Genomic DNA, 18492 nt, shown 5'->3' with positions numbered 1-18492 from the left:
AATTCAGGAGTTTGTTAGACATGCTGCATTTGTCCCGCCTTACCTCGCTGGCCCTGACGATCGCCCTGGTGATCGGCGCGCCTCTGGCGTTTGCCGCTCAACCAGCGCCGGCGGTTGCGCCTGCGGGCACTGCTGCGACCACCAAGGCGCCACTGCCGCTGGATGAGTTGCGCACCTTTGCCGAGGTGATGGACCGGATCAAGGCCGCTTATGTCGAACCGGTGGACGACAAGACCCTGCTGGAAAACGCCATCAAGGGCATGCTCAGCAACCTCGATCCGCATTCCGCCTACCTGGGCCCTGAAGATTTCGCCGAGTTGCAGGAAAGCACCAGCGGTGAGTTCGGCGGCCTGGGCATTGAAGTCGGCGCCGAAGACGGCTTCATCAAGGTGGTGTCGCCCATTGACGACACTCCGGCCTCCAAGGCCGGCATTCAGGCCGGCGACTTCATCGTCAAGATCAACGGCCAACCGACCCGCGGCCAGAGCATGACCGAAGCCGTCGACAAGATGCGCGGCAAGATCGGCCAGAAAATCACCCTGACCCTGGTGCGCGACGGTGGCACGCCGTTCGACGTAACCCTGGCCCGCGCCGTCATCCAGGTGAAGAGCGTGAAGAGCCAGTTGCTGGAATCGGGCTATGGGTATATCCGCATCACCCAGTTCCAGGTCAAGACCGGCGAAGAAGTTTCCAAGGCCCTGGCCAAGCTGCGCAAGGAAAACGGCAAGAAGCTCAAGGGCATCATTCTCGACCTGCGCAACAACCCGGGCGGCGTGTTGCAAGCGGCGGTGGAAGTGGTCGACCACTTCATCACCAAGGGCCTGATCGTTTACACCAAGGGCCGCATCGCCAACTCCGAGCTGCGTTTCTCAGCCACCGGCAAGGACGAAAGTGAAGCGGTGCCAATGGTCGTGCTGATCAACGGCGGCAGCGCCTCGGCTTCGGAAATTGTCGCCGGTGCCCTGCAGGACCAGAAACGCGCCGTGCTGATGGGCACCACCAGCTTCGGCAAGGGCTCGGTACAGACGGTTCTGCCGCTTAACAACGAGCGCGCACTGAAGATCACCACGGCGCTGTATTACACGCCGAACGGCCGCTCCATCCAGGCCCAGGGCATCGTGCCGGACATCGAAGTGCGCAAGGCCAAGATCACCAGCGAGCAGGACAGCGACTACTTCAAGGAAGCCGACTTGCAGGGTCACCTGGGCAACGGCAACGGCGGCGCCGACAAACCGACCGGTTCCAGCGGCAAAGCCAAGCCGATGCCGCAGGACGATGATTACCAATTGGCCCAGGCCCTGAGCCTGCTCAAAGGGCTGAGCATCACATCCGGCCGTTGAGATGTTTCTGCGGTTGCTGATCGGTCTGTTGTGTTGTCTGGCGGGTGTTGCTCACGCAGAGCCCGCCAGATCCACGCCCCATAGAGCCTACCTGAGCCTGATCATCGATGACCTGGGGCAGAACCTGCCCCGGGATCGCCGCGTACTCGCCCTGCCTGGCCCTGTGACCACGGCAATCATGCCCGACACACCCCACGCCACCGAATTAGCCCGCGAAGCCCATCGCGCCGGCAAGATCGTCATCCTGCACATGCCCATGGACCCGGCCACCGGACCGTTCGCCTGGCACCCCGAGCTGCCCGTCGAAGAGCTGGAAAAGCGCCTGGACGCCGCATTCAAAATGGTTCCGTATACCAGCGGCATCAACAACCACATGGGCAGCCGCATGACCGCGCAACCAGTCGCCATGGCGTGGTTGATGGCGGATTTGCAGCGCCGGCACAAGTTCTTCGTCGACAGCCGTACCAGCGCCCAGACCGTGGCCGCCGCCCAAGCGCAGAAGATCGGTTTGGCGAGCGTTTCACGGGATGTATTTCTCGACGATGAGCGTACTGAGGCGGCGATCCTGATCCAGCTGCAAACCGCGATCAGCCTCGCGCGCAAGCAGGGCTCGGCGGTGATGATCGGTCATCCGTATCCGCAGACGCTGGCGGTGCTGGAGCGTGAATTACCCAGGCTCAAGGCCCAGGGGATCGAATGGATTGATATCCGGCAGATGATCAGTGTGCGCGGTAACCGGGCGACTGCGGCACATGGAAAGGATGGCGTATACCGCTAGCAGTTACACCGCAAAATCCCTGTGGGAGCGAGCTTGCTCGCGATGGCGTCGTGTCAGTCGACATCATTGTTGAATGACAGATCGCTATCGCGAGCAAGCTCGCTCCCACAGGGGCTCAGGCATGACTAAAGGGTTGGTGTTGATCCTAGAGATACTGCGCCATGATCTCATCCACCCGACCTTCCTTGCGCATCTGGTCCAGCGCCGCCTGGAGCTTGGCCACCGTCTCGTCCGGCACGCCCCTGTTCAGTGCCAGGTACAGTTCGGCACTGTTGAAACGTAGTACGGTTTTCAACCCGCTGACCCCTTCCTGGCGCGCCAGATAGCGCCCGGCCGGGTCACCGGTGGCCCACAGGTCGATCTGACCGTTGACCAGTTTCCTGGCGTTGTCTTGATCGCGCAGCACAACGATCGGCTGGAGGCCTTGCTTGGCAAGCGTCTCGGCAATGGCGTCGCCCTTGTAGGCGCCGATCTTGTATTTGCGCGCGTCATTCAAGGTTTCAAGGGTGATCTTGCTGTCAGCCTTGGCCAGCATGATCCAGTCGTCCGGGCCAATCGGACCGACCCATTTGAATAGCTTTTCGCGATCGGGCAGGCGCGCCATGACGAATACGCCGTAACCGGGTTTTTCCAGGGCGAGTTTGTAGACCCGCTCCCAAGGGAAACGCAACGTCAGGCTGTAGCTAATGCCGGCGCGCTTGAATATTTCGCGGACGATATCGGTGGCGATGCCATTGATGTTCTCGTCCTGAGCGAAGTTCTTGCCGTTCTTCGCCATGTTGTACGGCGGGAAGTTCTCTGTCAGCAACACCAGGTCGGTATCGGGGCTGTCTTTAGCGTTTGCTCCGCTGATCAACAACAGAGAAGCGCTGGCAAGGACGAGAAGAAAGCGTTTAAGCATGTCTGGCTACCGAAATCCATGGCGTACCCAAGAGTGCCTTGGGTATGCCATGGTGTCCACTAGCCTGTACCGGTTTGTTTAACGCATCACGATTCCGCGATGGGCCATATAGGCCTTGGCTTCCTGCACGGTGTATTCGCCGAAGTGGAAAATACTCGCCGCCAATACCGCGCTGGCGTGGCCTTCGATAATGCCGTCGGCCAGGTGTTGCAGGTTGCCGACACCGCCGGAGGCGATCACCGGAATGCCCAGTGCGTCGCTGATGGCGCGGGTGACGCCCAGGTCGAAACCGTTTTTCATGCCGTCCTGGTCCATGCTGGTCAGCAGGATTTCGCCAGCACCCAGGCCTTCCATCTTCTTCGCCCACTCAACGGCGTCGAGGCCGGTTGGCTTGCGACCGCCATGGGTGAAGATTTCCCAGCGCGGGGTTTCGCCAGGTCCGGAAACCTTCTTCGCGTCGATGGCCACCACTATGCATTGCGAACCGAAATGCTGCGCGGCTTCGCCGACGAATTCCGGGTTGAACACTGCTGCGGTGTTGATCGAAACCTTGTCCGCACCGGCATTGAGCAGGTTGCGGATGTCTTGCACGGTACGCACGCCACCGCCCACGGTCAGCGGGATGAACACCTGGCTGGCCATGCGCTCGACGGTGTGCAGCGTGGTGTCGCGGCCATCGACGCTGGCGGTGATGTCGAGAAAGGTAATCTCGTCGGCGCCCTGCTCGTCGTAGCGACGGGCAATTTCCACCGGGTCACCGGCGTCGCGGATGTTTTCGAATTTCACACCCTTGACCACCCGGCCGTTGTCCACGTCCAGGCAAGGGATGATGCGTTTGGCCAGCGCCATGATCAGTCCTCAGCCTTTGTACGAATCGCAGAAAGCTTGCGCTTGAGCGACATCGAGGGTGCCTTCGTAGATCGCACGGCCCGTGATCGCGCCGATGATGCCTGGCGCCTTGGCGTCGAGCAGGGTCTTGATGTCACCCAGGTTGTGGATGCCGCCGGAAGCGATCACCGGGATCTTTGTTGCAGCAGCCAGTGCGGCGGTGAACGGTACGTTGCAGCCCTGCATCATGCCGTCTTTGGCGATGTCGGTATAAACGATCGAAGACACGCCGTCGGCTTCGAATTGCCTGGCCAGGTCGATCACCTGGATGGTGCTGATTTCAGCCCAGCCGTCAGTGGCGACAAAACCGTCCTTGGCGTCCAGACCCACGATGATTTTGCCCGGGAACGCGCGGCAGGCTTCGGCAACGAAGGCCGGATCTTTCACGGCCTTGGTGCCGATGATCACGTAGCTCACGCCCGCTTTCACGTAGTGCTCGATGGTTTCCAGGGAGCGGATGCCGCCGCCGATCTGGATCGGCAGGTTCGGATAGCGCTTGGCGATGGCGGTGACCACTTCGCCGTTGACTGGCTGGCCTTCAAACGCGCCGTTCAGGTCGACCAGATGCAGACGACGGCAACCGCCCTCCACCCACTTGGCAGCCATGCTCACCGGGTCATCGGAGAACACCGTGGAATCTTCCATGCGGCCCTGGCGCAGACGAACACAGGCACCGTCTTTAAGATCGATAGCGGGAATAATCAGCATCTGGCAAACCTTCAAATTTGAATGTTCAGCTTGGCTCGGAAATCAGTTTTTCTCGAGCGCCCACAGGTCGCTTTCGATGCTTTCGAACCTCTCTTTGAGGTGCGCCTGCACATCGAAAATCGCCCTGTTGTAATAGTGCGGAGCAATTTCACGGGTAAACAGCTCAAGAATCTCCGCCGCCTCGAACGAGCCGAGGTCGAGTTCGAAGCGGTCTTCCATGAAACGCTTGATCTTGCGATTGGCCTCGCTCTCTTGCTCGGGAGTGAGGGTCAGGATCGGGGGTTTCTTCTTGACTGCCATTTACCAGCGACCGTCCCACGCAGCGAAGTTCTGCAGCAACTGCAGGCCATGGGTATGGCTTTTCTCCGGGTGGAACTGCACGGCGAAACGCGAGCCTTCGGCCAGCGCCGCGGCGAAATCGACACCGTAGTGACCGCCACCGACCACCTGCCGCGCGTTGGCGGCAGCGATGTAGTAGCTGTGCACGAAGTAGAACCGCGCCATGTCCGGAATGTCGTGCCACAGCGGGTGACTGACCTTCTGCTTCACTTCGTTCCAGCCCATGTGCGGGACTTTCAGGTGTTCGCCATCTTCGACCAGATCCTTGCCGAAGAACTTCACCGCGCCCGGGAACAGGCCGATGCAGTCGACGCCGTCGTTCTCTTCGCTGGTGTCGAGCAAGGCTTGCATGCCCACGCAGATGCCAAGGAACGGACGGTCCTGACTGACTTCACGCACCAGGGAATCGAAACCGAGGCGACGGATCTCCGCCATGCAATCGCGAATCGCGCCGACGCCGGGGAAAACCACCCGGTCGGCTTCGCGAATCACGCTGGCATCGCTGGTGATCAGCACCTTGCCGGCACCGACGTGCTCGAGGGCCTTGGCCACCGAGTGCAGGTTGCCCATGCCGTAATCGATAACCGCGACTGTCTGCATTACAGGACGCCCTTGGTCGAAGGCATTTGCCCGGCCATGCGGTCATCGAGCTCGACGGCCATGCGCAGGGCGCGGCCGAATGCCTTGAACACGGTTTCGATCTGGTGGTGGGTGTTGGTGCCACGCAGGTTGTCGATGTGCAGGCTGACCAATGCATGGTTGACGAAGCCCTGGAAGAATTCCTGGAACAAGTCAACGTCGAAGCCGCCAACGGTGGCGCGGGTGTACGGCACGTGCATCTGCAGGCCTGGACGACCGGAGAAGTCGATCACCACGCGCGACAACGCTTCATCGAGCGGCACGTAGGCATGGCCGTAGCGACGGATGCCTTTCTTGTCGCCGATGGCTTTGGCAAATGCCTGGCCGAGGGTGATACCGACGTCTTCCACCGTGTGGTGGTCATCGATATGCAAGTCGCCCTTGCTGACGATATCCAGGTCGATCAGCCCGTGACGGGCGATCTGGTCCAGCATGTGCTCAAGAAAAGGAACACCGATATCGAATCGGGCCTTTCCGGTGCCATCGAGGTTGATCGAGGCTTTGATCTGGGTTTCCAGAGTGTCGCGCTCGACAGACGCCTTACGTTCGGCCATCACCAGCTCCGCAAAATCATTGGGCGAAAAAGGCAGCCATTATAGGCGTGCGGGCGCCAAACAGAAACACGAGAGGTGATATCCCTGACGGAGTGAATTCGGGGGTGTCGGCGATAGACATGTCCATACAAGCAAAAGATCGCAGCCTTCGGCAGCTCCTACGGTCGGTGTAGGAGCTGCCGAAGGCTGCGATCTTTTGGCATTGAGCAAATGTGCCTGACACAACACCCGTCAGGCACCGAAGTTTTTAATGGAACAACACCGCCGTCTTCTGCAAGGTCACCCACACACCCCACGCCAGCGGAATGCCCACCACCAGCCACGCTGCAATCGCCAGCGGCTTGGTACCCGGCGCGGCTTTCCACTCCAGCACGGTGCTGCTGTCAGCGCCTTTGTCATGGCCCAGCGCCTGTTCGGCGGCCAGTTCGGCGTCGGTCATGAAGTATTTGTCCGCCACCGGACGCACCAGCAGGTTGCACAGGAAACCCAGTACCAGCAGGCCGGCGAGGATGTACAGGGTGATGTCGTAAGCCGCCGCACGCTCGACACCGATACTCAGCTGGTATTCACGCAGGTAGTTCACCAGCACAGGGCCGAGCACACCGGCAGCAGCCCAAGCGGTCAGCAAACGACCGTGAATCGCACCGACCATTTGCGTACCGAAGAGGTCTGCCAGATACGCAGGAACAGTCGCGAAACCACCGCCATACATCGACAGGATGATGCAGAACGCCGCCACGAACAGCGCAATGCTGCCCAGATGACCCAGGTTCGGAATCAGTCCGTACAAGGCAAAGCCCAAGGCGAAGAACACGAAGTAAGTGTTTTTACGGCCCAGGTAATCCGAGAACGAAGCCCAGAAGAAACGCCCGCCGATGTTGAACAGGCTCAACAAACCGGTGAAACCGGCAGCGATGGCGGCAATCGAAGCCAGTTGCGAGGCATCCAGTTGACCGAAGGCCAGGTCATTGCCCAGCAGCTTGCCCGCGAACACTTCCTGCAGCAGCGGCGACGCCATGCCGAGGATGCCGATACCGGCCGATACGTTCAGGCACAGCACCAGCCACACCAGACGGAACTGCGGCGTCTTCCAGGCCACATTCACGTGAACATGACGATGCGTGATCATCGCGTTCGAGGCTTTTTTCGCCGGGGCCGTCCAGCCTTCAGGCTTCCAGCCGGTTGGCGGAACGCGGTAGGACAGCGCGCCACCGATCATGAACACGAAGTAGATCGCGGCCATCACCAGGAAGCTCTGCCACACGCCGACGCTGGTTGGCGAAGCGAAATGCCCCATCAGCGCCGCCGCCAGCGGAGCGCCGACCATTGCGCCACCGCCGAAGCCCATGATCGCCATGCCGGTCGCCATGCCGCGCTTGTCCGGGAACCATTTGATCAGGGTCGACACCGGCGAAATGTAACCCAGGCCCAGGCCGATACCACCAATGACCCCGGAGCCGATCCACATCAGCCAGATCTGGTGGGTGTATACCCCCAGCGCCGAAATCAGCAGGCCGCCACACCAGCACAGCGCCGATACGACACCGGCCTTGCGCGGTCCGGCGTGTTCCAGCCAGCCACCCCAGATGGCGGCCGAGCAACCCAGGAAGATGAAGAACAGGGTATAGATCCAGCCAAGCATCGAGATCGGCCAGTCACACTGGGACGAAAAGACTTGTGCGATAAAACTCATGTCCGGTGCGCAGGCCACTGGAGCGGCGATGCCCAGCGCCTTGGACAGCGGCAACCAGAACACCGAAAAGCCGTAGGCCATGCCGATGCACAAGTGGATGGCCAACGCGGCCGGTGGCACCAGCCAACGATTGAAACCGGGCTTGGCGATGATCCGCTCCTTGGACAGGAACGCAGGCTGGTCGGCGCTGAAGCCGTCCGCCGTGATGCTCGTGGTCATTGTGTATCCCCCAATTATCAGTATGGTTCGCCAGCCACGGTCCGCTCCCGGCCTCCATGCACGCAGGCATGACCGTTTTTTTGGGTGGAGCACCTTGTTGTGCGACAACAGGTCGCAGAAGGACGGACGAACGGGCAAAGGTTACCATTTGCAAGTGACAGAAAAACCAAACTGACATCACCTTTTGTACGTCATCTGATCTCTATCGCTTCATGACCTCACAGGAATCCCCATGCCGATCATTGTCGAGCCGCTGAACCAAGCCACTGCCCAGGATCGGCAGGATCTGCAGAAGATCTACAGCGACGCCCCGGACTGGCTGTTCCCCCCGTTTACCGGGGCCTCGCAGTTGATCGAAGACTGTCTGCGCGACGGCACACTGATCGCCGGACGCTTCAATGATCGCCTGCTGGGCGCGGCCCGCTTGCAAAGGCACCAAGACGCCTGGCACTTGTCCCTAATATGTGTGCGAAAGATTACCCGTCGCCGTGGTGTTGCCGAGCGACTGGTCGCCGAAGCCCGGAAAATGGCCGCGCAATCGGGCATGCCCCTGCGCCTGCTGGCGCCCGCCGGGCATCTGGAGGCTCAGGCGCTGGCCGCCAAGCTGAAACTTCCGCTGGATATATTGCCGGCGTGAACACTGACCGGTCGCCTGTTCGGGGGCGCTATACTCCTCGGCTAAATTTTGAATTCGATTAATTACAAGGACTCGCCCATGAAAGCGTTCGGCAAAATCCTGGGTCTGGTACTTCTCGGGCTGTTGCTGATCATTGTGGCGCTGGGCTTTGCCCTGACCCACCTCTTCGATCCCAACGACTACAAAGACGAGATCCGCCAGATTGCCCGCGACAAGGCCCACATCGAGCTGACGCTCAATGGCGATATCGGCTGGAGCCTGTTCCCGTGGCTGGGCCTGGAGCTGCACGACGCCAGTGTGGCGACCCTGGTCAAGCCGGCCGAGCCGTTTGCCGACTTGCAGATGCTCGGCCTATCGGTGCGCGTACTGCCGCTGCTGCGCCGTGAAGTGCAGATGAGCGACGTGCGCGTCGAGGGCCTGAACCTGCGCCTGAACCGCGACAAGGACGGCCACGGCAATTGGGAAGACGTCGGCAAGGTGCCGGCAGCGGCCAACACCGACACGACCGGTACTGCGCCCGCAGCGAGTGAACCTGCGCCCGAAGCCAGCGTCGCGGCCGAAAAACCGCCGCAGCCGATCCGGCTGGACATCGACAGCCTGACCGTGAACAACGCTCGGGTCGAATACAGCGACGAAAAAACCGGCAAGAGTTTCAGCGCCGAAAGCATCCAGTTGAGCACCGGCGCGGTTCACGACTCCGTCAACATTCCGCTCAAGCTCACGGCCTTCCTGTCAGCCAACCAGCCGGCACTGCGAGTGCGTACCGAGCTCAATGGTGAGGTGCGCATCGCACGTGCACTGCAGCGCTATCAGCTCGAAGACATGAAGTTGTCCGGTGAAGTGACCGGCGACCCGTTGCAAGGCAAGACCATGACGTTCTCCGCCCAGGGGCAGTTGGTGCTGGACAAGGCCGCCAATGTCGCCGAGTGGACAGGCATCAAGATCTCCGCCAACCAATTGCGGGCACTGGGTGAACTGAAGGTCAACGACCTCGACAAGACCCCACAGGTCAGCGGCGGCATCTCGATTGCCCAGTTCGACCTGGCGAAATTCGTCGAAAGCATCGGCCAGAAACTCCCGGCCATGGCCGAAGGCAGCCTGAGCAAGGTCGAACTGGTCAGCCGTCTGGCAGCAACACCCACCAGCCTGGCGCTCGACGACCTCAACCTGAAAGTCGACGACAGCACCTTCAGCGGCCGCATCGCCGTCGAAGACTTCGCCAGGCAATCGCTGCGCGCAGTACTCAAGGCCGACACCTTCAACGTCGACCGTTACCTGCCGCCAAAATCCGCCGAGGCCAATAGCGCGACACAAGTGCGCCAGGCCGAAGTCGCCAGCACCGAAGCCGATGCCATGGCCGGCGCCGGCAGCACTCCGTTGCCACCCGCACCGACCAAGGACGCCTGGAGCAGCGAGCGCCTGCTGCCTGTGGAACGCTTGAGCAAGCTCGATGTGGACGCCGACCTGAACTTCGGCCAGTTGACCCTGCAAAAACTGCCGATCCATAACGCAGCACTCAAGGCCACCGGCCAGGGCGGCCTGCTGACACTGGCCAACCTGCGCGGCGACCTGTACGAGGGCAACTTCGAAACCACCGGCACGCTCGATGTACGCCAGCCAGTGCCGGCGCTGAACCTGCAGACGAAGATCAGCCGGGTACCGGCAGAAAAAATCCTCGAAAGCCAGGGCAAGAACCCGCCGGTCAAAGGCCTGGTCACGCTCAACAGCAGCCTGACCGGCAGCGGTAACAGCCAGAAAGCGTTGATCGAAACCCTCAATGGCAACGCCAGTTTCGTCATCAACAATGGCGTGCTGCTCAACGCCAACCTTGAGCAACAGCTGTGCAAAGGCATCGCCACGCTCAACCGCAAAACCCTCAACGGCGAACCCCGGGGCAAGGACACACCGTTCCAGGAACTCAAAGGCAACCTGACCTTGCGTAACGGCGTGGCCAGCAATCCGGACCTGAAAGTGCGTATCCCGGGAATGACCGTCAACGGTGACGGCGACATCGATCTGCGAGTGCTGGGCATGGACTACCGCGTCGGCATCATCGTCGAAGGCGATACCAGCGCCATGCCGGACCCGGCCTGCCAGGTCGGCGACAAGTTTGTCGGCATCGAGTGGCCACTGCGCTGCCGCGGCCCGCTGGAACTGGGCGCCAAGGCTTGCCGCCTGGATAATGACCGCATGGGCCAGGTCGCGACCAAACTGGCTGGCGACAGGATCAGCGAAAAAATCGACGAGAAATGGGGCGACAAGGTCGACCCGAAACTGAAAGACGCGCTCAAGGGGCTGTTCAAGCAATGAGAGCCGAACAGTTTTCAACGGCGGTGCTGGACTGGTTCGATCGCCACGGCCGTCACGATTTACCCTGGCAACAAGGCATCAACCCGTATCGGGTGTGGGTTTCGGAAATCATGTTGCAGCAGACCCAGGTCAGCACCGTGCTGAACTACTTCGACCGCTTCATGGCCTCATTGCCTACGGTCGAAGCCCTGGCAGCGGCGCCGGAAGACGAAGTGCTGCACCTGTGGACGGGCCTGGGTTACTACACCCGCGCGCGCAATTTGCAGAAGACCGCGAAGATCGTCGTCGAGCAATACGGCGGCGAATTCCCCCGGGACGTGGAAAAACTCACTGACTTGCCGGGGATCGGCCTGTCCACCGCAGGCGCCATTGCCAGCATCAGCATGGGCCTGCGCGCACCGATCCTCGACGGCAACGTCAAACGGGTGCTGGCGCGCTTTACCGCGCAGGAGGGCTACCCAGGCGAGCCAAAGGTCGCCAAACAGCTCTGGGCCAGCGCTGAGCGCTTTACACCGCACGATCGGGTCAACGCCTACACCCAGGCGATGATGGACCTGGGCGCCACGCTCTGCACCCGCAGCAAACCGAGCTGCCTGCTGTGCCCGCTGGAAAAGGGCTGCGAGGCGCACATGCTCGGCCTGGAAACCCGCTACCCGATTCCCAAGCCGCGCAAGGCGATTCCGCAGAAACGCACATTGATGCCGATGCTTGCCAACGACGAAGGCGCGATCCTGCTTTACCGTCGCCCGTCCACGGGCCTGTGGGGCGGTTTGTGGAGCCTGCCGGAGCTCGACGACCTCGACGACCTGCCGCACCTTGCATCACAGCACTCGCTGGAACTGGGCGCCCAACAGGCATTGCCGAACCTGGTGCACACCTTCAGCCATTTTCAGTTATCCATCGAACCCTGGCTGGTTCAGGTCCAGGAGGCCGGCCATCACGTGGCCGAGGCTGACTGGCTCTGGTATAACCTCGCCACCCCGCCGCGCCTGGGCCTTGCCGCCCCGGTCAAAACCTTGCTCGAACGCGCGGCCGCCGTATTGAACGCAGGAGATTCGTCATGACCCGCACCATCATGTGCCGCAAGTACAAAGAAGAATTGCCAGGCCTGGAGCGCGCTCCCTTCCCGGGCGCCAAAGGCCAGGACATTTTTGACCACGTCTCGCAAAAGGCCTGGGCCGACTGGCAGAAGCACCAGACCCTGCTGATCAACGAAAAACGCCTGAACATGATGAACGCCGAAGATCGCAAATATCTTCAAGGCGAAATGGACAAGTACTTCTCCGGCGAGGATTACGCCAAGGCCGAAGGCTACGTGCCGCCGTCGGAATAACCCCGATTTATCGGGGGTCGGAACGTAAGCGACGGTAATAATTAAATTTTTTTGAAAACTTGCTTGACGACCCCCTGAAAAACCCGTTTAATGCGCCCCGTTGCCCAGATAGCTCAGTCGGTAGAGCAGGGGATTGAAAATCCCCGTGTCGGCGGTTCGATTCCGTCTCTGGGCACCAAAATACCGAAAAACCCCAAGCGAAGATGATTCCTTGGGGTTTTTTATTGCCTGCGATTTAACGGCCGCCGGACCAGGTCCCTCACACTTTCCCCTTGACCCGTCATTCCAGCCATTCTCACTCCCGCCTCTCAAAAACAGATAGCTTTCGAAATGCTTGAAGCTATCGCCGAGAACTCACCCAAGCCGCATCCACTGACGCAGGCTCAGTTGCCGGGTTCAAAACACAGCTGACAGGGGCAAACAGCCTGGAGCTACCGATTTGATCGTCTGACTGATGGCAGTTTGACGCCATCGTTTTGCCCTGTAGACTGCCAGGCACTTCCGCTTTCTCTTTGCATAAAAGGAATTTGCAATGCCAACCCTGGGCGAAATTCGCGTCAACCCTACGACTGGCTATCACTCCGAGCCCTCCCTCACGGCTCTGAAAGATGGTGGATACATCGTGGCGTGGAGCGATCAGGGAACAGGCTCCACCGATTACATCTACACCCAGCGCTATAACGCCAGTGGCGTGAAGACAGGCGGGCCCGCCCTCGTCAACAGCGTTACGAACAGCGCACAGGAAGATCCCACCATTACCGCACTGGCCAACGGTGGCTACGTGGTCGCCTGGCAATCGGACAGCTTTGACGATATGTCGGACATCGCCGCCCAGGTCTACAACGCCAATGGCGCCAAGGTTGGAAGCGAGTTCATCGTCAACACAAGCAGAAACGGCATCCAGGACAGTGCGCAGATCACCGCGCTAAAAGATGGCGGTTTTGTGGTGTCCTGGGCTTCGTACGGCCAGGACGGCAGCGGTTGGGGCGGTTACCTGCAACGCTATAACGCCAGCGGCGCAAAGACTGGTGCAGAAACACGCGTCTCTACCACCACTCAGTACGACCAGGATGGCCCTACGGTCACCGGTCTTGCCGATGGCGGCATGATGGTGGTTTGGGAGGGTAACGGAACAGGCGATACATCCGGTATTTTCGGTCAGCGGTTCAAGGCCGACGGCAGCAAATCGGGTGGAGAAATTCGCATCAACACCAGGGTTGCCGACGATCAGACAGACCCCATGATCAAGGTTCTGAGTAATGGTAACTATGTCGTCACCTGGCAATCAGCTCCCGACGATGGCGATGGCGACGACGAAACCGATGCCCCTGGCGACGTCTACGCGCAGCTTTTCAATGCCGCCGGCGTAAAAGTGGGCGCAGAAACCCGGGTGAACACCACCACCGCAGGCAATCAGGAAGAGCCTGATGTCACCGCCATGACGGGGGGCGGTTATCTGGTGACCTGGGCAGGCCAGGGCACCGGTGATGTAAATGGCATCTTCGCCCAACTCTTCAATGCCAGCGGCGTCAAGGTTGGGAGCGAAACCCGCATCAATACCACCACTACCGGCAATCAAATGTTCACCCAGGTGACTACATTGGCCGATGGCGGTTATGTGATTGCCTGGGAGTCCTCTGTGGTCAATGGGCAAGTTGACGTTTATACCCAGCGTTTTGACGCGAACGGCAACAAGGTTTCCAGCCTGACAGGCGATACCTTGGCCAACACCCTGACCTGGACCGGCGCCGGCAGCGTGATCATCGACGGCGGCGCGGGCAACGACACGCTTACAGGTGGCCGCGCCAACGATCATCTAAACGGCGGCGCCGGCAATGACTCGCTCAACGGCGCTGCCGGTGCCGACCGCCTGATCGGCGGCGACGGCTCCGACCTCTACTACGTCGACAACGCCAGCGATATCGTCAGCGAAACCAATGCCACGGCCAGTACCGGCGGCACCGACAGAGTGTATAGCTACCTCGGCGCCTACACCCTGGGTGACAACGTCGAGAACCTGCGCCTGCTGTCGACCGGCGCTGCCAACGGCACCGGTAACAGCCTCAACAACGTCATCGACGCAGGTGCCGGCAACAACATCCTCAATGGCGGCGCCGGTATCGATACCGCGTCCTATGCCTACGCCACCGCGGCGGTCACGGCCAACCTGGCGCTGACCACCGCGCAAGCCACCGGTGGCTCCGGTTCAGACACCCTGTTGAACTTTGAAAACCTCACGGGCAGCAACTACAACGACAAGCTGACCGGCAACGCAACCGCCAACACCCTCATCGGCGGTGCCGGCAACGACACGCTCACCGGTGGCGCCGGCAACGACCTGCTGATCGGCGGCACGGGCCTGGACAAGCTGTATGGTGGCACCGGGGCCGACAAGTTCGACTTCAATGCCTTGAGTGAAATGGGCCTGGGCGCCGCCCTGCGCGATGTCATTGGCGACTTCAAGACCAGCGAAGGCGACAAGATCGACCTGTCGACCCTGGACGCCAACCTGGCGACGGTGGCCAACGATGCGTTCAGCTTCATCGGCTCCAGCGCCTTCAGCAGCAATGCCGCAGGGCAGTTGCGGTTCGCCGGCGGCATTCTCTACGGCAGCACCGACGCCGACACGGCCGCTGAGTTCGAAATTCAGTTGCTGGGGGTGAACACACTGAAAGTTACCGACCTGATTGCCTGATCAGTCAGACGTTGCCTATCCGATGTTCCATGGTTGTCCCGAAAACAAACTGACAAGAAAGTTTTAAATAAATGACAGGGGTGTTGATATGGCTAGCTTGATAAACGGACTTGGTGGTACATCGGGTTTCGGGGAGAACCAGCTGACTCGAAACGATGACAGCTACACCTCTTACATTGATATCAGCACTGTTTTCGGGGCTGCCGGACTCAATTTCTTCGGCACCAACTACACCGACATTTCCGTCAACAACAACGGAAACATCACATTCGGCGGCGGTCTTTCCACCTATACCCCCTACGGCATGCAAGATTCCAGCAGGCCGATGATTGCTCCCTTTTTTGCCGACGTCGATACCCGTGGCACAACGGTCAGTGCCACGCCGGGTGGCACATCGACGGGCAGCAATCTGGTCTATTACGACTTCAATACCGCAGGCAATGGCACGCTGACCGTTACCTGGGATGACGTCGGTTACTACAACAGTAAGGTAGATAAGCTCAATGCCTTCCAACTCCAGCTGGTTGGAAAGGGCAACGGCAACTTCGATGTCATCTTCAGATATGAAACCATCAACTGGACGACCGGTAGCGCCAGTGGCGGTACCGACGGCCTGGGAGGAACCGTTGCCCGTGCCGGTTACTCGACCGGCGACGGTTCCTCCTGGTATGAACTGCCACAATCGGGCAATGAATCCGCCATTCTCGGGCTGGAAACCACCCTTGGTAACACAGGGGTAGCCGGTTATTACAAGTTCAGCATCGTCAGCGGCACATCCGGCAATGACAACATGCAAGGAACGGCCGGGAATGACTCGCTCTATGGCTCATCGGGCAATGACGTCATCAATGGTTTCGCCGGAAATGATGTGCTCTACGGCGCAGCGGGCAGCGACAGGCTCTTGGGCGGCCTGGGAGACGACACCTATATCGTGGATGCGCTGGATACGCTTGTTGAACTTGCCAACCAGGGTACCGACGTCGTTCAGGCAGAAATCAGCTATACACTCGGTGACAACCTGGAGAACCTGATACTGACTGGTAGCAGCAGTATCAACGGCACAGGTAACGCCCTGAACAACACCTTTGTCGGCAACACATCAAACAATGTATTCAATGGCGCGGCGGGCACCGACTTTGTTTCATATGCCTACTCCAACTATGGCGTCAGCGTCGATCTGTCCAACACCAACTCACAATATACGTCCCAAGGCTACGATACATTCGTGTCTATCGAAGGCATCATCGGTACCGATGACTCCGACACGCTGACCGGCAATGCCCTGGCCAATATCCTTATCGGCGGCGCAGATAACGACACCCTCAATGGCGGGGCCGGCAACGACACCCTCGATGGCGGCAGTGGCGCCGACCAGATGACTGGCGGCGATGGCTCTGACGTGTACTACGTCGACAATGTCGGCGATATCGTCAGCGAGACCAATGCTGTCGCCAGCACCGGTGGTACCGATACCGTTAACAGCTATCTCGGGACCTACACCCTGGGCGCCAATGTCGAGAACCTGCGCTTGTTGTCGACCGGCACTGTCCACGGCGCCGGTAACAGTCTCAACAACGTCATCGACGCCGGGGCCGGCAACAACATCCTCAATGGCGCCGCCGGTATCGATACCGCGTCCTATGCCTACGCCACCGCGGCGGTCACGGCCAACCTGGGACTGACCACTGCGCAAGCCACCGGTGGCTCCGGTTCCGACACCCTGTTGAACTTCGAAAACCTCACGGGCAGCAACTATCACGACAGGCTGACCGGCAATGCGGCCGCCAACACCCTCAGCGGTGGCCTGGGCAGCGACCAACTCAACGGCGCTGCCGGTGCCGACCGCCTGATCGGCGGCGACGGCTCCGACCTCTACTACGTCGACAATGCTGGCGATATCGTCAGTGAAACCAATGCTGTCGCCAGCACCGGTGGCATCGATACCGTTTATAGCTACCTCGGTGCCTACACCCTGACTGACAATGTCGAGAACCTGCGCCTGCTGGCGACCGGCGCTGCCAACGGCACCGGTAACAGCCTCAATAACGTCATCGATGCAGGTGCCGGCAACAACATCCTCAATGGCGGCGCCGGTATCGATACCGCGTCCTATGCCTATGCCACGGCGGCGGTGACGGTCAACCTGGGACTGACCACTGCGCAAGCCACCGGTGGTTCCGGTTCCGACACCCTGTTGAACTTCGAAAACCTCACGGGCAGCAACTATCACGACAGGCTGACCGGCAATGCGGCCGCCAACACCCTCAGCGGTGGCCTGGGCAGCGACCAACTCAACGGCGCTGCCGGTGCCGACCGCCTGATCGGCGGCGACGGCTCCGACCTCTACTACGTCGATAACGCCGGCGATATCGTCAGCGAAACCAATGCTGCCGCCAGCACCGGTGGCATCGATACCGTTTATAGCTCCCTCGGTGCCTACACCCTGACTGACAATGTCGAGAACCTGCGCCTGCTGGCGACCGGCGCTGCCAACGGCACCGGTAACAGCCTCAACAACGTCATCGACGCCGGGGCCGGCAACAACATCCTCAATGGCGCCGCCGGTATCGATACCGCGTCCTATGCCTACGCCACCGCAGCGGTCACGGCCACCCTGGCGCTGACCACCGCGCAAGCCACCGGTGGTTCCGGTTCAGACACCCTGTTGAACTTCGAAAACCTCACGGGCAGCAACTACAACGACAAGCTGACCGGCAACGCAGCCGCCAACACCCTCATCGGCGGTGCCGGCAACGACACGCTCACCGGTGGCGCCGGCAACGACCTGCTGATCGGCGGCACGGGCCTGGACAAGCTGTATGGTGGCACCGGGGCCGACAAGTTCGACTTCAATGCCTTGAGTGAAATGGGCCTGGGCGCCGCCCTGCGCGATGTCATTGGCGACTTCAAGACCAGCGAAGGCGACAAGATCGACCTGTCGACCCTGGACGCCAACCTGGCGACGGTGGCCAACGATGCGTTCAGCTTCATCGGCTCCAGCGCCTTCAGCAGCAATGCCGCAGGGCAGTTGCGGTTCGCCGGCGGCATTCTCTACGGCAGCACCGACGCCGACACGGCAGCGGAGTTCGAAATTCAGTTGGTGGGGGTGAGCAACTTGCAAACTGCCGACCTGATTGCCTGATAGAGGGTCGTCTCTGACACCAAAGTACCAAGAAACCCTGAATCGCAGGATTCAGGGTTTTATATGCCCGCGGGAAAGTGAATGTGCAGGTTATAGCCGGTGGTCTGCTGAATGGCCTTGGACTCATCCTCGCCGATACCGCCCGACAGGTAGGTGATGCCGTTTTGTTCCTGGCTTTGCACCTGCACCCCCTGGCTGTCGATGGGCTCAAGGCTGGCCATTCCTGGTTGCCCCCCCGGCCTGTCAGAACGCTCCGTCTGCTTTAACGGAAATGGATGACATACGACGATTAACAGTTTGTGCAGAATTAAAGGAG

General features: G+C 60.2%; 13 protein-coding genes, 1 tRNA gene and 4 pseudogenes. 10 read left to right on the top strand and 8 right to left on the bottom strand.

Annotated elements, in window-relative coordinates:
• The first annotated feature begins 20 nt into the window (after positions 1 to 20).
• Together AB4O40_RS19115 and AB4O40_RS19110 are read left to right on the top strand one after the other, a co-directional pair.
• A complete protein-coding gene (locus AB4O40_RS19115) occupies positions 21 to 1340 on the top strand; it encodes a S41 family peptidase (protein WP_056725795.1) in 1320 nt (439 codons plus the stop codon).
• 1 nt (position 1341) lies between these two features.
• Positions 1342 to 2118 carry a divergent polysaccharide deacetylase family protein gene (locus tag AB4O40_RS19110; protein WP_409078519.1) on the top strand — a complete coding sequence of 259 codons (777 nt, stop codon included), beginning with the start codon at positions 1342 to 1344 and terminating at the stop codon, positions 2116 to 2118.
• Between the two features lie 145 nt (positions 2119 to 2263).
• Here AB4O40_RS19110 and AB4O40_RS19105 read toward each other — a convergent pair whose 3' ends face one another.
• The 7 genes from AB4O40_RS19105 to AB4O40_RS19075 form a co-directional block, all read right to left on the bottom strand.
• On the bottom strand, positions 2264 to 3019 hold the full coding sequence (locus AB4O40_RS19105; RefSeq protein ID WP_056725798.1) for a substrate-binding periplasmic protein: 756 nt from the start codon (positions 3017 to 3019) through the stop codon (positions 2264 to 2266).
• Positions 3020 to 3097: 78 nt separating this feature from the next.
• On the bottom strand, positions 3098 to 3868 hold the full coding sequence (gene hisF / locus AB4O40_RS19100) for an imidazole glycerol phosphate synthase subunit HisF (protein WP_007972752.1): 771 nt from the start codon (positions 3866 to 3868) through the stop codon (positions 3098 to 3100).
• Positions 3869 to 3877: 9 nt separating this feature from the next.
• A complete protein-coding gene (gene hisA / locus AB4O40_RS19095) occupies positions 3878 to 4615 on the bottom strand; it encodes a 1-(5-phosphoribosyl)-5-[(5-phosphoribosylamino)methylideneamino]imidazole-4-carboxamide isomerase (RefSeq protein WP_409078518.1) in 738 nt (245 codons plus the stop codon).
• Positions 4616 to 4657: 42 nt separating this feature from the next.
• Entirely contained in the window at positions 4658 to 4915 is a 258-nt protein-coding gene (locus AB4O40_RS19090; protein WP_007989200.1) for a DUF2164 domain-containing protein, read from the bottom strand.
• Positions 4916 to 5554, bottom strand: a complete 639-nt coding sequence (gene hisH, locus AB4O40_RS19085) for an imidazole glycerol phosphate synthase subunit HisH (RefSeq protein ID WP_056725801.1) — start codon at positions 5552 to 5554, stop codon at positions 4916 to 4918.
• Entirely contained in the window at positions 5554 to 6147 is a 594-nt protein-coding gene (gene hisB / locus AB4O40_RS19080) for an imidazoleglycerol-phosphate dehydratase HisB (protein WP_003218037.1), read from the bottom strand. Before hisB ends, hisH begins: the two co-directional genes overlap by 1 nt.
• Positions 6148 to 6394: 247 nt before the next feature.
• Positions 6395 to 8059, bottom strand: a complete 1665-nt coding sequence (locus tag AB4O40_RS19075; RefSeq protein ID WP_056725802.1) for an OFA family MFS transporter — start codon at positions 8057 to 8059, stop codon at positions 6395 to 6397.
• Between the two features lie 232 nt (positions 8060 to 8291).
• Between AB4O40_RS19075 and AB4O40_RS19070 the strand changes: the two genes are divergently transcribed.
• From AB4O40_RS19070 to AB4O40_RS19035, 8 genes and pseudogenes are all read left to right on the top strand, one after another.
• Entirely contained in the window at positions 8292 to 8696 is a 405-nt protein-coding gene (locus AB4O40_RS19070; protein WP_223541784.1) for an acetyl-CoA sensor PanZ family protein, read from the top strand.
• A 78-nt stretch (positions 8697 to 8774) separates the two neighbouring features.
• The gene (locus AB4O40_RS19065; protein WP_409078516.1) at positions 8775 to 11006 is read left to right on the top strand and encodes an AsmA family protein; all 2232 of its coding nucleotides are present in this window, start codon (positions 8775 to 8777) and stop codon (positions 11004 to 11006) included.
• Entirely contained in the window at positions 11003 to 12070 is a 1068-nt protein-coding gene (gene mutY, locus AB4O40_RS19060) for an A/G-specific adenine glycosylase (RefSeq protein ID WP_056725809.1), read from the top strand. Before AB4O40_RS19065 ends, mutY begins: the two co-directional genes overlap by 4 nt.
• Positions 12067 to 12339, top strand: a complete 273-nt coding sequence (locus tag AB4O40_RS19055; protein WP_007989188.1) for an oxidative damage protection protein — start codon at positions 12067 to 12069, stop codon at positions 12337 to 12339. The genes mutY and AB4O40_RS19055 overlap by 4 nt, the downstream gene beginning before the upstream one ends.
• Positions 12340 to 12441: 102 nt before the next feature.
• Positions 12442 to 12517 (top strand) — tRNA-Phe (locus AB4O40_RS19050).
• Between the two features lie 1596 nt (positions 12518 to 14113).
• Positions 14114 to 15034: pseudogene (locus AB4O40_RS19045) on the top strand (calcium-binding protein); the annotation flags it as partial.
• A gap of 88 nt (positions 15035 to 15122) precedes the next feature.
• A pseudogene (locus tag AB4O40_RS19040) lies at positions 15123 to 16640 on the top strand (nidogen-like domain-containing protein); the annotation flags it as partial.
• Between the two features lie 162 nt (positions 16641 to 16802).
• A pseudogene (locus tag AB4O40_RS19035) lies at positions 16803 to 18176 on the top strand (calcium-binding protein); the annotation flags it as partial.
• 65 nt (positions 18177 to 18241) lie between these two features.
• Here AB4O40_RS19035 and AB4O40_RS19030 read toward each other — a convergent pair.
• Positions 18242 to 18394 (bottom strand): annotated as a pseudogene (locus AB4O40_RS19030) (carboxypeptidase regulatory-like domain-containing protein); the annotation flags it as partial.
• Positions 18395 to 18492 lie beyond the last annotated feature (98 nt).

The sequence above is a fragment of the Pseudomonas sp. S2_F07 genome (assembly GCF_054668325.1).
The sequence above is the reverse complement of the archived record's forward strand: the minus strand, read 5'-3'. Positions and strand labels throughout refer to the sequence as shown.

Bases quoted from the DNA above. Each gene is read 5' to 3' on its own strand.
- AB4O40_RS19115 (WP_056725795.1), top strand. From the start codon at position 21: ATGCTGCATTTGTCCCGCCTTACCTCGCTGGCCCTGACGATCGCCCTG.
- AB4O40_RS19110 (WP_409078519.1), top strand. From the start codon at position 1,342: ATGTTTCTGCGGTTGCTGATCGGTCTGTTGTGTTGTCTGGCGGGTGTT.
- AB4O40_RS19105 (WP_056725798.1), bottom strand. From the start codon at position 3,019: ATGCTTAAACGCTTTCTTCTCGTCCTTGCCAGCGCTTCTCTGTTGTTG.
- hisF (WP_007972752.1), bottom strand. From the start codon at position 3,868: ATGGCGCTGGCCAAACGCATCATCCCTTGCCTGGACGTGGACAACGGC.
- hisA (WP_409078518.1), bottom strand. From the start codon at position 4,615: ATGCTGATTATTCCCGCTATCGATCTTAAAGACGGTGCCTGTGTTCGT.
- AB4O40_RS19090 (WP_007989200.1), bottom strand. From the start codon at position 4,915: ATGGCAGTCAAGAAGAAACCCCCGATCCTGACCCTCACTCCCGAGCAA.
- hisH (WP_056725801.1), bottom strand. From the start codon at position 5,554: ATGCAGACAGTCGCGGTTATCGATTACGGCATGGGCAACCTGCACTCG.
- hisB (WP_003218037.1), bottom strand. From the start codon at position 6,147: ATGGCCGAACGTAAGGCGTCTGTCGAGCGCGACACTCTGGAAACCCAG.
- AB4O40_RS19075 (WP_056725802.1), bottom strand. From the start codon at position 8,059: ATGACCACGAGCATCACGGCGGACGGCTTCAGCGCCGACCAGCCTGCG.
- AB4O40_RS19070 (WP_223541784.1), top strand. From the start codon at position 8,292: ATGCCGATCATTGTCGAGCCGCTGAACCAAGCCACTGCCCAGGATCGG.
- AB4O40_RS19065 (WP_409078516.1), top strand. From the start codon at position 8,775: ATGAAAGCGTTCGGCAAAATCCTGGGTCTGGTACTTCTCGGGCTGTTG.
- mutY (WP_056725809.1), top strand. From the start codon at position 11,003: ATGAGAGCCGAACAGTTTTCAACGGCGGTGCTGGACTGGTTCGATCGC.
- AB4O40_RS19055 (WP_007989188.1), top strand. From the start codon at position 12,067: ATGACCCGCACCATCATGTGCCGCAAGTACAAAGAAGAATTGCCAGGC.